The sequence below is a fragment of the Streptomyces sp. NPDC028289 genome (assembly GCF_055565975.1).
Window position 1 is genome coordinate 680,126 of sequence record NZ_JBVHTI010000008.1, and the last position, 15,019, is coordinate 695,144.

General features: G+C 72.2%; 14 protein-coding genes. 10 read left to right on the plus strand and 4 right to left on the minus strand.

Features of this window, described 5'->3' with window-relative positions:
• Window positions 1-54 precede the first annotated feature (54 nt).
• The 4 genes from ACZ4UV_RS39610 to ACZ4UV_RS39625 form a co-directional block, all read right to left on the minus strand.
• The gene (locus tag ACZ4UV_RS39610; RefSeq protein ID WP_467844705.1) at window positions 55-1,029 is read right to left on the minus strand and encodes an Acg family FMN-binding oxidoreductase; all 975 of its coding nucleotides are present in this window, start codon (window positions 1,027-1,029) and stop codon (window positions 55-57) included.
• A gap of 127 nt (window positions 1,030-1,156) precedes the next feature.
• Window positions 1,157-1,858 carry a response regulator transcription factor gene (locus tag ACZ4UV_RS39615; RefSeq protein ID WP_351498414.1) on the minus strand — a complete coding sequence of 234 codons (702 nt, stop codon included), beginning with the start codon at window positions 1,856-1,858 and terminating at the stop codon, window positions 1,157-1,159.
• 78 nt (window positions 1,859-1,936) lie between these two features.
• Window positions 1,937-2,614, minus strand: coding sequence for a CBS domain-containing protein (locus ACZ4UV_RS39620; protein WP_451019516.1), 678 nt, complete (start codon window positions 2,612-2,614; stop codon window positions 1,937-1,939).
• Window positions 2,615-2,652: 38 nt separating this feature from the next.
• Window positions 2,653-3,114: a cyclic nucleotide-binding domain-containing protein gene (locus ACZ4UV_RS39625; RefSeq protein ID WP_467844709.1), complete on the minus strand. Its 462-nt coding sequence runs from the start codon at window positions 3,112-3,114 to the stop codon at window positions 2,653-2,655.
• 281 nt (window positions 3,115-3,395) lie between these two features.
• Here ACZ4UV_RS39625 and ACZ4UV_RS39630 point away from each other — a divergent pair, with 281 nt between their 5' ends.
• From ACZ4UV_RS39630 to ACZ4UV_RS39675, 10 genes are all read left to right on the plus strand, one after another.
• Window positions 3,396-4,787 carry an APC family permease gene (locus tag ACZ4UV_RS39630; protein WP_451019518.1) on the plus strand — a complete coding sequence of 464 codons (1,392 nt, stop codon included), beginning with the start codon at window positions 3,396-3,398 and terminating at the stop codon, window positions 4,785-4,787.
• Between the two features lie 23 nt (window positions 4,788-4,810).
• Window positions 4,811-6,016, plus strand: a complete 1,206-nt coding sequence (locus ACZ4UV_RS39635; protein ID WP_451019515.1) for an arginine deiminase — start codon at window positions 4,811-4,813, stop codon at window positions 6,014-6,016.
• A gap of 23 nt (window positions 6,017-6,039) precedes the next feature.
• Entirely contained in the window at window positions 6,040-7,041 is a 1,002-nt protein-coding gene (gene argF / locus ACZ4UV_RS39640; protein WP_467844713.1) for an ornithine carbamoyltransferase, read from the plus strand.
• A 3-nt stretch (window positions 7,042-7,044) separates the two neighbouring features.
• Window positions 7,045-7,968, plus strand: coding sequence for a carbamate kinase (locus tag ACZ4UV_RS39645; RefSeq protein WP_451019513.1), 924 nt, complete (start codon window positions 7,045-7,047; stop codon window positions 7,966-7,968).
• Between the two features lie 107 nt (window positions 7,969-8,075).
• On the plus strand, window positions 8,076-10,334 hold the full coding sequence (pflB, locus tag ACZ4UV_RS39650) for a formate C-acetyltransferase (RefSeq protein WP_451019512.1): 2,259 nt from the start codon (window positions 8,076-8,078) through the stop codon (window positions 10,332-10,334).
• Window positions 10,331-11,068 carry a pyruvate formate-lyase-activating protein gene (gene pflA, locus ACZ4UV_RS39655; protein WP_467844717.1) on the plus strand — a complete coding sequence of 246 codons (738 nt, stop codon included), beginning with the start codon at window positions 10,331-10,333 and terminating at the stop codon, window positions 11,066-11,068. Before pflB ends, pflA begins: the two co-directional genes overlap by 4 nt.
• 211 nt (window positions 11,069-11,279) lie before the next feature.
• A complete protein-coding gene (locus ACZ4UV_RS39660; RefSeq protein WP_451017028.1) occupies window positions 11,280-11,909 on the plus strand; it encodes a hypothetical protein in 630 nt (209 codons plus the stop codon).
• A gap of 175 nt (window positions 11,910-12,084) precedes the next feature.
• Complete coding sequence (locus tag ACZ4UV_RS39665) at window positions 12,085-13,023, plus strand: universal stress protein (RefSeq protein ID WP_451017029.1); 939 nt, start codon at window positions 12,085-12,087, stop codon at window positions 13,021-13,023.
• A gap of 24 nt (window positions 13,024-13,047) precedes the next feature.
• Window positions 13,048-14,070, plus strand: a complete 1,023-nt coding sequence (gene adhP / locus ACZ4UV_RS39670) for an alcohol dehydrogenase AdhP (protein WP_451017030.1) — start codon at window positions 13,048-13,050, stop codon at window positions 14,068-14,070.
• A 5-nt stretch (window positions 14,071-14,075) separates the two neighbouring features.
• Window positions 14,076-14,966 (plus strand): universal stress protein, encoded by an 891-nt coding sequence (locus ACZ4UV_RS39675; RefSeq protein ID WP_451017031.1) that lies wholly within the window; start codon window positions 14,076-14,078, stop codon window positions 14,964-14,966.
• Window positions 14,967-15,019 lie beyond the last annotated feature (53 nt).

Below are 15,019 nucleotides of genomic sequence, written 5' to 3' on the forward strand. Positions count from 1 at the left end.
GCCATTGGTCACCGGCCGGGGCCGGACGGCCCCGGCGGACCGGCGCGCATCACCTCAGGAAGCGCGCCATGGTGTCGGCACGGGCAGACGCGGAGACGGAGGTCCCTCCGGGCCGTATCCGGCACGTATCACCATCTGCGCGTGGCGAGGGCGTCCGTTCGCCGACGGGAGGATCAGCCGGTCACGCAGATCGGGCCATTCCAGTGCCTGGTGGAGCAGTGAGGCTCGCACGCCGTGCGCCGTGGCCACCAGCAGGACGTGTTCGAGAGCCTGACCCGCGCGCAGCCAGTCGGCCCGGCGGTCGTGGTCGGTCGACAGGACGAAGAGGTGCGGACGGTGTTCGAAGGGGACTGCGGTCAGCGCGCCCGGACGCCGGTGAGTGCCGAAGTCCCGCATCGGTACGCGATCCAGGAAGTCCTGGGGGCCGAGGACCTCGGGCGTCAGCCCGTCGGCCGCACGGCCGCTCGCGCGGACCCACCGGCGGCTCTCCGCCGCTCGGTCGGTGTCGGCGTTGTTGCGGTGTTCCGCCTGGCCGATCAGCCGGAGCAGGGGATCCACGTCCGCGGGCGAGGTCGAGGTGGGCGCCGTCGGCACCGGCGGCGTCGCGGAGTTCCCTGACCACGGCGGTCGGCAGCGCCCGGTCCGAGAAGGGGAAACGGCAGCTGTGGCGCCGCCACACCGCTTCGTACAGGGCTGGGGCACCGATGTCCTGGAGGCGCCGGCGAGACGCACCGTGGCCAGCAGGTCCGGTTGTTCCGGACGGGGCAGCAGCCGGGGCACCGGCTTCCAGCCGAAGTGCACGGCCGCGACCCTGAGGTTGAAGAGGGCGCAGCCGACCGAGACGTGCAGGGCCCTGCCGGTCGGGTCGGTGTGGCGCAGGGCGCGCTCGGTGGCCGCGCGCATCTGGAGGGTGAGCGCCCCGAGGTCCAGGCGGAAGCGCCAGGGCTGCGTGTTGTGGACCGACGGCGCGGCAACGGCGGCGGCGACCAGTTTCTCCAGGGTGTACGCGTCGAGAGCCGTGGCGGACATGGTGACTCCTTCCCCGACCGGGCCGCACCGGTGCGCCGCGGGAGAGGCGCGGCGGCTGCTTCGGGCATCTCCGGCGGCGATGCACGGCGGCAGGGGCCGTTCGGCCTCACCAGGCTCTGCGCACGGCTCACCGCACCGGTCGGTCCCCGGTCTCCGGCTGTTCCAGGTGGGAGGCGAGGACGGCGGCCTGGACGCGGCGCTGGACGCCCAGCTTGGCCAGGAGCCGGGAGATGTGGTTCTTGACGGTCTTCTCGGAGAGGTAGAGCTTCTTGCCGATCTCGCGGTTGGTGAGGCCGTCTCCGATCAGGGCGAGGATGTCGCGTTCGCGGGGGGACAGCCCCGCCAGCTCGGGTGGTGTGGCGGGGGTCTCGGCGGGGTCGGCGCGCAGGGAGCGCATGAGGCGGGCGGTGGTCGCGGGGTCCAGCATCGACTGGCCGGAGGCGACCGTGCGGACCGCGGAGACCAGGTCGGAGCCCTTGATCTGCTTGAGGACGTAGCCGGACGCCCCGGCCATGATCGCGTCGAGGAGGGCTTCCTCGTCGTCGAAGGAGGTGAGCATGAGGCAGGCGAGGCCGGGCATCTGGTCGCGCAGCTCGCGGCAGACGGTGATGCCGTCGCCGTCGGGCAGGCGGACGTCGAGGACGGCGACGTGGGGGCGCAGGGCGGGGCCGCGGGCGAGGGCGTGCTGGACGGTGCCGGCGTCGCCGACGACCGTGATGTCGGGTTCCGCGTCGAGGAGGTCGGTGATGCCGCGCCGGACGACCTCGTGGTCGTCCAGCAGGAACACGCGGATCGGGTCCTGTTCCGAGAAGGTGCGCGGCTCTGTCATCGACGTCCCCTTGTTCCCCGACTGAAGGACGGACTGCGTACCGCCCGGGACGATCATCGCCCGCCGGGGCCGGTCGCACTAGGGCCGACCGGCCCCACTTGCCTCCTCCGGACGGTCGGCCGACAGCTCGAACTCCACGTCCACCACTCCTTCGACGGCCCGCACCAGCCGCGCCGCGACGGGGACGAGGGCGGTGTCCCGGATCCTGCCGACGAGCTTCACCACTCCCTCCCGGACGTCGACGTGCAGCACGGAGGAGGGCGGCGGGAAGAGGTAGGAGACCACCTCGCGCCGCACCTCCTCGGCGATCTCCTCGTCGCCGCGCAGGAAGACCTTGAGCAGGTCGGCCCGGCTCACCACGCCCTGGAGCAGACCGAGCTCGTCCACCACGGGCAGCCGCTTGACCTTGGCGCGTGCCATGGTGCGGGCGGCCTCGGCGAGGGTGGCGTCCGGACGGGTGGTGAGGGCGGGGGAGGTCATCAGCGCTTCGGCCGTCACCGCGCCGGCCTTCGTCAGGTCGGCGATCCGGCGCAGCCGGGTCCGGGGGTCCGTGGCACCGTCCCGGAGCTCCTCCTTGTGCAGGAGGTCCGCCTCGGAGACGACTCCGACGACGCGGCCCTCGCCCTCGACGACGGGCAGGGCGCTCACCTGCCAGTCCCGCATCAGCCGCACCAGTTCCTTGAAGGGGGCCCGGGGCCCGACGCTGACGACGGTCTGTGTCATGACGTCGCTCACGATGTGCGGTGTGCCGTGCATGGTCACTCCCAGGAGAGCCGAAGGTGCCGGGCGGGCCGTCAGACGCCGTCGGCGCCGTACGGGGCGTACAGGTCCAGCAGGCGGGTACGGGCGGCACGCAGGCGGTGGGCGAGCACCTGTCCCACCCACTGGCTCACGGCGTTGCCCAGTGCCGGGTCGTCCTGGCACATGGACCGGACGGCGACGGCGTCGAACTCGTAGGCCCGGACCGGCGTGGTGGCCTCGGCGCCCAGGTGCCACACATGGGGTGCGAACAGCCAGGACCAGCCGATCAGCTCGTCGTGGCCGAGGTTCTCGATGACGGCCGCCCGGCGGCCGGGAACGTGCATGTCGAGTTCGACCCGGCCGGAGCGGATGATCCAGAACCGGTCGGCGCGAGCGCCTTCCTCGAAGAGCCGGGTCCCCTGGGGGAAGGAGACCTCCCGGGCGAAGCGCATCAGCCGTTCCCGGTGTTCGCCGGGAAGCGCGCGCAGCATGGTGGGCGTCGGTGTGGTGATCATGACGTACCTCCCGGGCGGGGCGTGCCGACTACTACTGCCAGCGTGCGGCGGATGCCCCGGCCCGGGCATGGGCCGAACGGTCCCGGCCGCCGGGGACCTTCAGTACGTCCCTGAGCCCGTACGGCCGCTCCCCGCACCCCCGCGTGGCGCAGAACGATCGGTCCCGCACCGACCCGTCCGCAGCGCCACGCACAAGGAGCACAGCCATGTCCACGACCCCGACGAGCGGGAAGCGAGCCACCCCCACGGCGGCCCTCGGCCTTCCCGCCGCCTCCGCCCTCGTGATCGGCAGCGTCATCGGCACCGGCGTCTTCGCCCTGCCGTCCGCGCTGGCGCCGTACGGGCCGATCGCGCTGGTCGCCTTCGGCGTCGTCACCGTGGGCGCGCTCGCCCTGGCGCTGACCTTCGGCTCGCTCGCGGGGCGGACCACCGCAAGCGGCGGGCCGTACGTCTACGCCCGCGAGGCGTTCGGCGAGTTCGCGGGGTTCCTGAACGCGTGGTCGTACTGGATCACCGCGTGGGCCGGCAACGCGGCGATCGTGGTGGCCTGGGTCGGCTACGCCGAGGTGTTCGTGAACACCGGGCACAGAACGTGGCTCTCGGTGCTCCTCGCCCTGACCGGTCTCTGGATCCCGGCCGCGATCAACCTCACCGGCGTCCGGAACACGGGCGCCTTCCAGGTGATCACCACCGTGCTGAAGTTCGTCCCGCTGGTCTTCATGGCCACCGTCGGGCTGTTCTTCATGGACCCGCACAATTTCGGTTCCTTCAACGCCAGCGGCCGGTCCGCGCTGGGTGCGATCTCCGCCGCCGGTGCCATCGCCCTGTTCAGCTACCTCGGTCTGGAGGCGGCCTCGGTCGTCGCCGGCCGGGTGCGGGAGCCGGGCCGCAACGTGCCGCGGGCCACCGTGTACGGCACGCTCGTCTGCGCCGTCATCTACATCCTGGGCACCCTCGCGGTCTTCGGGACCGTCTCGCACGCCGGTCTCGGCTCCTCCACCGCGCCCTTCACGGACGCCGCGAACAACATCTTCGGCGGCAGCTGGGCCGGTGACGTGGTCGCCGTCGCCGCGATCGTCTCCGGTGTCGGCGCCCTCAACGGCTGGACGATGCTGTGCGCCGAGATGCCGTACGCCGCCGCCCGCGACGGCCTCTTCCCCACCGCCTTCGCCCGGCTCCGCGGTGCGAACGGCGTGCCGGCCTTCGGGATCGTCGCCTCGACCGTGCTGGCCTCGCTGATCACCGTGTTCAGCTACACCCGCTTCGAGGACGTCTTCACGAAGATCGTTCTGCTGAGCGTGCTGACCGCCGTCATCCCCTACCTGTTCTCCGCCGCCGCCCAGCTGTACTGGCTGCTGGTGAAGGGCCGGGAGTCGCTCAGCCCGAAGCGGCTCGCCCGTGACACGACCGTCGCCGCGCTGGCGCTCGCCTTCTCCTACTGGTCGATCCAGGGCAGCGGCTACCAGACCGTCTACTACGGCCTGTTCGTCGTCCTGCTCGGTGTGCCCGTCTACGTCTGGCTCAAGCGCGGCCAGAGCCTGGCCGCCGCGGGCCCCGAGACCCCGCGGCGCGCCCCGGAGACAGCGGTCCCGAGCCCCCGGCGCTCCCGCAGCCTGCGCACCAACCGCGTCGGCGGCACCCACAAGCCGCGTCCCCTCGACCACCAGGACTGACCCAGCGCCCCGGAAAGGCCGCCATGAACACCTTCCACGTCGATTCCGAGGTCGGTCCCCTGCGCCAGGTGATCCTGCACCGCCCCGGCCTCGAACTCTCCCGCCTCACCCCGCGCAACGTCGACGCCCTCCTCTTCGACGACATCCTGTGGGCCAAGCGCGCCCGCGAGGAGCACGACGCCTTCGCCCAGGTCCTGCGCGACCACGGCGCCCGCGTCCACTACTTCGGCGACCTGCTCGCCCAGGCGCTCGACGCCGAGGGCGCCCGGGACTGGCTGCTGGACCGGGTCGTCACTCCGGCCACCGTCGGCCCTGCCCTCGTCGACCCCGTCCGCGCCCTGTGCGCCGAACTCGACGGGGAGACCCTGGCCGGCTACCTCATCGGCGGCATCCTCAAGAGCGACCTGTCGCTGACCACCCCGCACAGCCTGGTCTGGAGCGCCCTGGACGCCGACGACTTCGCGCTCCCGCCGCTGCCCAACCACCTCTTCCCGCGCGACAACTCCTGCTGGATCTACGACCGGTTGTCGGTCAACCCGATGGCGAAGCCGGCCCGCCGCCGCGAGAGCCTGCACGCCGAGGCCGTCTACCGCTTCCACCCGCTGTTCGCCGGCGCCCCGCTGCTCGACGGCGTGGCGGGCACCCTGGAGGGCGGCGACGTCCACGTCCTCGGCAACGGGGCCGTCATGGTCGGCATGGGGGAGCGCACCACCGCACAGGCCGTGGAGAACCTCGCGGCCCGGCTCTTCGCCGACGGCACGGCCACCCGGCTGATCGCCGTCCAACTGCCGTCCGCTCGCGCCTACATGCACCTGGACACGGTCCTGACCATGGTCGACCGCGACGCCTTCGCGATCTACCCCGGGCTCGCCGACTCCCTGCGCTCCTGGACGCTCACGCCGAACGCCGAACGCGACACCGGCTTCGAGGTGACCCCCGACTCAGACCTGGCGACCGCGCTCGCCGAGGCCCTCGGCGTCGACAAGGTCCGCATGCTCTCCGCCCCGCAGGACATCCGCGGCGCCGAGCGCGAGCAGTGGGACGACGGCAGCAACTTCCTCGCCGTCGCGCCCGGCGTGATCGTCGGCTACGAGCGCAACGTCACCACCAACACCTACCTGCGCAAGCAGGGCATCGAGATCGTCACCATCGCCGGTGCCGAACTCGGCCGCGGGCGCGGCGGACCGCGCTGCATGAGCTGCCCGGTCCAACGCGACCCGGCCAACTGACCGAGCGAGGAGAACCAGACACCGTGACCGTCGACCTGCGAGGCCGCTCCTACCTGAGCGAACTCGACTTCACCGCCGCCGAGATCCACCACCTCCTCACCCTCGCCGCCCACCTCAAGGCCGAGAAGCGGACCCGCACCGAGCGGCCGCGGCTCACCGGCCGGCACCTCGCGCTGATCTTCGAGAAGACCTCCACCCGCACCCGGTGCGCCTTCGAGGTCGCCGCCGCCGACCAGGGCGCCCGCACCACCTACCTCGGCCCGGGCGACACCCACATCGGCGGCAAGGAGTCCATCGCCGACACCGCCCGCGTGCTGGGCCGGATGTTCGACGCCATCGAGTACCGGGGCAGCGCCCAGTCGATCGTCACCGAACTCGCCGACCGCTCCGGCGTCCCCGTCTACAACGGCCTCACCGACACCGCCCACCCCACCCAGAGCCTGTGCGACGTCCTGACCATGCACGAGCACAGCGCCAAGCCGCTTCAGGACATCGCCTACTGCTATCTCGGCGACGCCCGCAACAACATGGGCAACTCGCTGCTGTCCATGGGCGCCCTGCTCGGCATGGACGTCCGCGTCGCCGCCCCGCGCCGGCTGTGGCCGGACGGCGAACTGGTAGCCCGGTGCCGGGCGCTCGCCGACCGCAGCGGCGCCCGCGTCACCCTCACCGAGGACGCCGAGACCGCCGTACGCGGTGCCGACTTCCTGCACACCGACGTCTGGGTGTCGATGGGCGAGCCCGCCGACACCTGGCGGGAGCGCATCGAACTGCTCATGCCCTACCGGGTCGACGACAAGACGCTGGCCGCCACCGGCAACCCGGACGTGAAGTTCATGCACTGCCTGCCCGCCCTGCACGACCGCAGCACCCACCTGGGTCGGGACCTCTACGCCGCCCACGGCCTGGACGGCCTGGAGGTCACCGACGAGGTCTTCTCGTCCCCGGCGTCGATCGTCTTCGACCAGGCGGAGAACCGGCTGCACACCATCAAGGCCGTGCTCGTCGCCACCCTGGAGGACTGAGCCATGCGTATCGTCGTCGCCCTCGGCGGCAACGCCCTGCTGCGCCGGGGCGACCGCCCCGACGCGGCCGTCCAGGAGGAGAACGTCGACCGGGTCGTCACCGCCCTCGCCGCCCTCGCCCACGACCACGAACTGGTCGTCACCCACGGCAACGGCCCGCAGATCGGCCTGCTCGCCATGGAGAGCGCGGCCGACCCGGCCCTGACCGTCCCCTACCCGCTCGACACGCTGGGCGCCGAGACCCAGGGCATGATCGGCGCCCTGCTGGCCCGTGCCCTGCACAACGCCCTGCCCGGCCGCCGCGTCGCCACCCTGGTCACCCACACCCTGGTCCGGGCCGACGACCCGGCCTTCGAGCACCCCACCAAGTTCGTCGGCCAGGTCTACGGCCAGGACGTCGCCAAGGCCCTCGCGCGGCACCGCGGCTGGCGCATGGGGCTGGACGGCACGGGCTGGCGCCGCGTCGTGCCCTCCCCGTCCCCACAGGGCATCGTCGAGATCGAGACGCTCCACGAACTCCTCGGCGGCGGCACGCTGGTGATCTGCGCCGGCGGCGGAGGCATCCCCGTCACCGCCGACCCGGACACCGGGGCCCTCGCCGGCGTCGAGGCGGTCGTCGACAAGGACCTCACGGCCGCCCTGCTCGCCGAGGAGCTGAAGGCCGACTTCCTGCTCGTCCTCACCGACGTGCCCTGCGTGTACGAGGGTTACGGCACCCCGGACCAGCACCCCGTGCTGGACGCCACCCCGGCGCAGCTGCGCGGCGCCGGGTTCGCCGAGGGCTCCATGGGGCCCAAGGCGGAGGCGGCCGCCCGCTTCGTGGAGCGGACCGGGGGACTGGCCGCCATCGGGGCCCTGGACGCCGCGTACGAGATCGTCCACGGCCGCTCGGGCACGTTGGTCCGCCCGGACCTCGACGGCGGGTGACGGCCCGGGCAGGGCCGTCCGGCCCCGCCGTCGGGGACCGGACGGCACTCCCGCCGCGCGCGGCGAACGACAAGCATCCCAGGTGAGAGAAGGGGAGAGAACCGACGATGACGCTCACCACGACAGTCGGCAACCGCACCACGGACGCCTGGCGGGGCTTCGCCGGCACCCGCTGGCGCGAGCAGACCGATGTACGCGACTTCATCCAGGCCAACTACACACCGTACGAGGGCGGCCCGGAGTTCCTGAGCGGACCCACCGACCGCACCCGCGCCGTCTGGACGAAGGTCAGCTCGCTGTTCCCGGAGGAGCGGCGCCGGGGCATCCTCGACGTCGACACCGCCACCCCGTCCACGATCACCTCGCACGCGCCGGGCTACATCGACCGCGACCGCGAACTGATCGTCGGCCTCCAGACCGATGCCCCGCTCAAGCGCGCGATCATGCCCAACGGCGGCCTGCGGATGGTGGAGAACGGGCTGCGCGCGTACGGCTACGAGCCCGACCCGTTCGTGACCCGGGTCTTCGGCACCTACCGCAAGACCCACAACGACGGCGTCTTCGACGCCTACACCCCCGAGATGCGCGCCGCCCGCAAGGCCGGCGTCGTCACCGGACTGCCCGACGCCTACGGCCGCGGCCGGATCATCGGCGACTACCGGCGCGTGGCGCTCTACGGCACGGACCGGCTGATCGAGGCCAAGAAGGCCGAGCGGGCCAAGCTCGACGCCTGCGCCTCCGGCACCGAGGTCATCCGTGACCGGGAGGAACTCGCCGAGCAGATACGGGCGTTGGGCGAGCTGGCGCAGATGGCGGCGACCTACGGCTGTGACGTATCCCGCCCGGCCACGAACGCCCACGAGGCCGTGCAGTGGCTCTACCTCGGCTACCTGGCCGCCGTGAAGGAGCAGAACGGCGCCGCGATGTCGCTCGGCCGCACCTCCACCTTCCTCGACGTCTACCTCCAGCGCGACCTCGCGGACGGCGTCCTCGACGAGACCCGCGCCCAGGAGCTCATCGACGACTTCGTGATCAAGCTGCGGATCGTTCGGTTCCTGCGCACCCCCGAGTACGACGCCCTGTTCTCCGGCGACCCGACCTGGGTGACCGAGTCCATCGGCGGCATGGGCACCGACGGCCGCACCCTGGTCACCCGCACCTCCTTCCGGTTCCTCCAGACCCTCTACAACCTCGGCCCCGCGCCCGAACCCAACCTGACCGTCCTCTGGTCGCCCCGACTGCCGGGCGGCTTCAAGGAGTTCTGCGCCCGGGTGTCGATCGACACCAGCGCCGTCCAGTACGAGTCCGACGAGCTGATGCGCCCGCGCACCGGCGACGACACCGCGATCGCCTGCTGCGTGTCGGCGATGCAGGTCGGCCGGCAGATGCAGTTCTTCGGCGCCCGGGTCAACCTCGCCAAGGCACTGCTGTACGCGATCAACGGCGGCCGAGACGAGATGACCGGCGAACAGGTCGCCCCCGCCGCACCCCCGCTGACCGGCGAGTACCTCGACTACGAGGAACTCTCCGCGGCCTACGACCACGTCCTGGACTGGCTGGCCCGGACGTACGTCAACGCCCTCAACGTCATCCACTACATGCACGACAAGTACGCCTACGAACGCATCGAGATGGCCCTGCACGACTACCCCGTGCATCGCTTCATGGCCTGCGGAATCGCCGGCCTCTCGGTCGCCGCCGACAGCCTGTCCGCCGTCAGGTACGCCCGGGTGAAGGTGTTCCGGGACGCCACCGGACTCGCCGTCGACTTCCGTACCGAGGGCGACTTCCCGGCGTACGGCAACAACGACGACCGCGCCGACGACATCGCGGTCGGCCTGGTGGAGTCCTTCATGGCGAAGGTGCGCCAGTACCCCACCTACCGCAACGCCGAACACACCCAGTCGGTCCTCACCATCACCTCGAACGTCGTCTACGGCAAGCACACCGGCAACACGCCCGACGGCCGTCAGGCAGGCCGGCCCTTCGCCCCCGGCGCCAACCCGATGAACGGCCGCGACCGCCACGGCGTCGCCGCCTCCGCCCTCTCGGTGGCCAAACTGCCCTACGAACAGGCCCGCGACGGCATATCCCTGACCACGACCATCACGCCCGAGGGTCTGGGCCACAACCCGGCCGAACGCGCGGGCAATCTGGTGGGCATCCTCGACGCCTACACGGCGGCCGGTGGCTTCCACATGAACGTCAACGTCCTGGACCGGGCCACTCTGGAAGACGCGATGGAACACCCGGAGAACTACCCGGACCTGACGATCCGGGTCTCCGGATACGCGGTCAACTTCGTCCGGCTGACCCGCGAGCAGCAGCTCGACGTGATCAGCCGCACCTTCCACGGATCCCTGTGAGCGCCGTGGTGCGCGGCTGGATCCACTCCTGGGACCTGTCCACCGGCGTGGACGGTCCCGGGACCCGGTTCGTCCTCTTCTTCAGCGGCTGCCCGCTGCGCTGCCTGTACTGCGCCAACCCGGACACCTGGCACATGCGCGACGGGCAGGGGACGACGGTGGACCAGGTGATGGCCGGGATCGAGAAGTACCGTGCCTTCGTCACCACGGCCGGCGGCGGGGTCACCCTCACCGGCGGCGAACCGCTCCTCCAGTCGGCCTTCGCGGGCGCGGTGCTGCGCCGCTGCAAGGAGGCCGGCCTGCACACCGCCCTGGACACCTCCGGTTTCCTCGGCGCCCGCGCCACCGACGAACTCCTCGCCGACACCGACCTGGTCCTGCTCGACATCAAGTCCTTCGACGTCCCCACCTACCGCGCCCTGACCGGTGGCGAACTCACCCCCACCCTGAACTTCGCGACCCGCCTCGACCGCCTCGGCGTCCCGATGTGGATCCGCTACGTCCTGGTCCCCGGCTGGACGGACGCCCCGGAGCACGTCGACGCCCTGGCCCGCTTCGTCTCCGAGCTCCCCGCGGTCCAGCGGGTCGAGATCCTTCCCTTCCACAAACTGGGTGCGTCGAAGTACACGGCACTCGGCATTCCCTTCGCATTGCGGGACACGCCCGGTCCGTCAGCGGAACTGGTCGAGCGGGTGCGCGGGCAGTTTCGGCGTCGGGGAGTCAAGGCGTACTGACGGGCCGTCACCTGGTGAGCCTGGGATCCGCCGGACCGGGCCGGACTCAGGGACAACGGCCGTGGACATGTCCAACAGGCCTTGAGGACAGGGCCGTTCAGCCCAACGGGTGCGGACCTTCGGCATCCGGCGCAGGCGTTCGCGGACCACGAGAGTGAAGGACGTCAGGCAAGGAACGAACCGCCCCCGACGTACCGAAGGGATCACCACCATGGCCGTGCACGAGCACCCCCACCGCAGCTCCGGCTTCCACCTGCCGTCCTTCCGCCGGCCCCGGACCGCTTCCGGCTCCGAGTCCGCGGTGGCGGCGACGACCGGCACGCGTACCGCACGGGCGTACGCCCTCGCCTCCCTGCGGCTGCTCACCGGGTTCGTCTTCCTGTGGGCGTTCCTCGACAAGACCTTCGGCTTCGGCTACGCCACCCCCTCCGGCAAGGGCTGGATCGACGGCGGTTCGCCGACCAAGGGCTTCCTCAGCGGTGTCGCCGCAGGCCCGCTGGAGTCCACCTTCCACTCCTGGGCCGGGGACACCTGGGCCGACTGGCTGTTCATGCTCGGTCTGCTCGGCATCGGCCTGGCCCTCACCGCGGGCGTCGCGCTGCGGTTCGCGGCCGTCGCCGGCACCGCGATGATGGCGCTGATGTGGATGGCCGAGTGGCCGCCCGCCAAGCACCTCTCGGACGGCTCCGTGAGCATGTCCACCAACCCGTTCGCCGACTACCACCTCATCTACGCCGTGGTCCTGATCGTCCTGGCCCTGACGGCCGCCGGCGACGCCCTCGGCCTGGGGCGGCTGTGGGCCCGGTTGCCGTTCGTCCGCACCAACGGGTGGCTGCGCTGAACGTGCGACGGGCGGCGGAACCGCCATCGGTCCCGCCGCCCGGAACCGTGCAGGGGGCCCAACGGCCCCTGTACGGGACTTGTGGCCCCTGCCCCGGTAAGCCACCGAACACGACTCTGGAACCGGATCCGCCGAGGGAACCCGGCGGGATCCCTCGCGCCAGGAGGTGCACATCATGACCCGCACGGTCACCGCAGGTCTCGACGGCTCGGCCGAGAGCCGGGCGGCGGCGATGGGGGCACCTCCCACGCCCATTGGGCAGTGGGGGAGGGCGGCCCGCGAAGCGGAGCTGCGCGGCCTGCCGTTGAAGATCGTCCACGTCTGGGAGCCGGTCCCCGACCCCATGGCACAGGCCCCGTTGCTCGGCCCTGAGACCCACCAGCACCGGACCGGCCGTGTTCTGCGGGAGGCCGCGGAGGAGCTGCGGCTGCGGCACCCGGGTGTGGAGGTGGTCGGCGAGCAGGTGTCCGGCAGTGCCGGTGAGGTCCTCGTCGAGGCCTCGAAGGGCGCCGCGCTGCTCGTCCTCGGCTCCAGGGCCCTCGGCGGTGTCGGCGGCTTCCTGGTCGGGTCCGTCGGCCTGAGCGTCGTAGCCCACGCCGAGAGCCCCGTAGTGCTGGTGCGGGCGGGGGAGCAGGCCGCCGACGAGCACCGGACGGACCAGGCGGGCATACCGTCGACCGCCACGCCCTTCCGGCCGGTCGTCCTCGGCCTCGACACCGACCACCCGGACGAGACGCTGATCGAGTTCGCCTTCGACGCCGCCCTGCGTCGTGCCACCTCGCTACGGGTCGTGCACGCCTGGTTCCCGCCCCCGTACTACGCGTACGGGATGCCCGTGGACCCGCCGCTGCACGAGGCGCTGGCCCTGGAACAGTCCCAGGCGCTCACCGAGGTGCTGAGCCCCTGGCGGCAGAAGTACCCGGACGTGGAGACCGTCGAGGTGTCCCGCTTCGGCAGCGCCGCCGAGCAGCTCGTCGAGGCGTCGGGGGAGGCCTCGCTGGTCGTCGTCGGCCGGCGGATCCGCCGCGGTGCCCTCGGCACCCACATCGGCCATGTCACCCACGCCGTCCTGCACCACGCCACCGCCCCCGTCGCCGTCGTAGCCCACGGCTGACCCACCTCGGAGGAGAGAACCACCATGAAGGCAGCGGTCGTACGAGCCTTCGGCGAGCCCCTGGTCGTCGAGGAGCGCCCCGACCCCGAACCCGGCCCCGGACAGGTCCGCGTCCGCGTGGAGGCCTCCGGGCTGTGCCACACCGACATCCATGCCGCGCACGGCGACTGGCCCGTCAAGCCGAACCCCCCGTTCGTCCCCGGACACGAGGGCGTCGGCATCGTCGAGGAACTCGGCGCAGGCGTCACCCACCTGAGCGTCGGTCAGCGGGTCGCGGTGCCCTGGCTCGGCAAGGCGTGCGGGCGGTGCGAGCACTGCCTGTCCGGCTGGGAGACCCTGTGCGAGCAGCAGGTCAACACCGGCTACGGCTGCGACGGCGGGTACGCCGAGAAGATGCTGGCCTGGGCCGACTTCGCCCAGCCGGTTCCGCAGGGCGTCACCCCCTTCGACGCCGCCCCCCTGACCTGCGCCGGCGTCACCACGTACAAGGCGCTCAAGGTCGCCGGCGTGCGGCCCACCCAGCTCGTCGCGATCTCCGGGGTCGGCGGACTCGGCCATCTCGCCCTGCAGTACGCGAAGATCGCCGGCGCTCGGGTGGCCGCCGTCGACGTCACCGACGACAAGCTCGAACTCGCCGCCGAACTCGGCGCCGACCTCGTCATCGACGCCCGCAAGGACGACGTCGGCGAGGTGCTCAAGCGGCACGGCGGCGCGCACGCCGCCATCGCCCTCGCCGTGAACGACGCCGCCTTCGAGGCCGTCAACTCCGGGCTGCGGCGCGGCGGCAAGCTGGTGATGGTCGCCCTGCCCGCGCACGGCACCGTCCGGGTCCCGATCTTCGACACCGTCCTCAACGGCACCAGCGTCATCGGCTCCATCGTCGGCACCCGGCAGGACCTCGCCGAGGTGTTCCAGCTGCACGCGGCCGGCCGGACCAGGGTCGTCTACGAGACCCGTCCGCTGGCCACCGTCAACGAGTCGATCGAGGACGTGCTGCGCGGCCAGGTCAAGGCCCGGATCGTGTTCGACATGGGCGCGGGGCGGTGAGCACGGTGGACCTCCCCGTCGTGGTCGGTGTCGACGGCTCCGACTCCAGCCTGCGGGCCGTCGACTGGGCGGCCGACGAGGCCGTCCTGCGCGGCGCGCCGCTCCGGCTGGTGTACGCCTCGCTGTGGGAGCGGTACGAGGGCGAGTCGCTCGCCGAGGACCTCGTCACCAAGCCGTCCGACCAGCTGATGGCCGAGGACGTCGTCGCCGTCGCCGCCGAGCGCGCCCACCGCCGGCAGCCCGGTCTCAAGGTCACCACCGACGTCGTGCCGGAGGAGCCGGAGTACGCGCTGGTCCACGAGAGCCGCGAGGCCGCCGTACTGGTGCTGGGCTCCCGGGGACGCAGCGGCTTCGTCGAGATGCTGCTCGGCTCGGTCGGGCTGGCCGTCGCCGCGCACGCCCACTGCCCGGTGATCGTGCTGCGTGGCAGCCACGACAACCTGGTCCGCACCGGAGCCGGCGGCAGGATCGTGCTCGGCGTCGGGGGCAGGGAGGCCGTGCGCTTCGCTGTCCGGGAGGCCGGGTTGCGGGGCGCCGAGGTGGACGCCCTGCGGGCCTGGCGGGCCCCGGCGCGTGAGACCACCGACCACCCTCCCCCAGACTTCGTCCGGGGGTACCCCCAGCCGTCGGGAGAACCTGCCCGGCTGCACGAGCAGGAGGCCTCGGACACTCTTGAGGAGGCGCTGCGCGACGTACCGCAGCAGGTGCGCGTGCACCGGCAGACCGTCGAGGGCCCCGCCCGCCAGGTGCTGCTGGCCGCCTCCCACACCGCCGACCTGCTGGTCGTCGGCGCCCGGCGCAACACCGGGCACCTCGGTCTCCAACTCGGCCGGGTGGCCCACGGAGTCCTGCACCACGCGGCGTGCCCGGTCGCCGTCGTACCAGAACCGACGTGACTGCGGTGACCTGCCGGCCGGAGGCCCGCCTGCGGTCACCCGCCTGATCGTGC

Bases quoted from the DNA above. Each gene is read 5' to 3' on its own strand.
- pflB (WP_451019512.1), top strand. From the start codon at position 8,076: ATGACGCTCACCACGACAGTCGGCAACCGCACCACGGACGCCTGGCGG.
- ACZ4UV_RS39665 (WP_451017029.1), top strand. From the start codon at position 12,085: ATGACCCGCACGGTCACCGCAGGTCTCGACGGCTCGGCCGAGAGCCGG.
- ACZ4UV_RS39610 (WP_467844705.1), bottom strand. From the start codon at position 1,029: ATGTCCGCCACGGCTCTCGACGCGTACACCCTGGAGAAACTGGTCGCC.
- ACZ4UV_RS39615 (WP_351498414.1), bottom strand. From the start codon at position 1,858: ATGACAGAGCCGCGCACCTTCTCGGAACAGGACCCGATCCGCGTGTTC.
- ACZ4UV_RS39635 (WP_451019515.1), top strand. From the start codon at position 4,811: ATGAACACCTTCCACGTCGATTCCGAGGTCGGTCCCCTGCGCCAGGTG.
- ACZ4UV_RS39645 (WP_451019513.1), top strand. From the start codon at position 7,045: ATGCGTATCGTCGTCGCCCTCGGCGGCAACGCCCTGCTGCGCCGGGGC.
- ACZ4UV_RS39620 (WP_451019516.1), bottom strand. From the start codon at position 2,614: ATGCACGGCACACCGCACATCGTGAGCGACGTCATGACACAGACCGTC.
- ACZ4UV_RS39660 (WP_451017028.1), top strand. From the start codon at position 11,280: ATGGCCGTGCACGAGCACCCCCACCGCAGCTCCGGCTTCCACCTGCCG.
- ACZ4UV_RS39625 (WP_467844709.1), bottom strand. From the start codon at position 3,114: ATGATCACCACACCGACGCCCACCATGCTGCGCGCGCTTCCCGGCGAA.
- adhP (WP_451017030.1), top strand. From the start codon at position 13,048: ATGAAGGCAGCGGTCGTACGAGCCTTCGGCGAGCCCCTGGTCGTCGAG.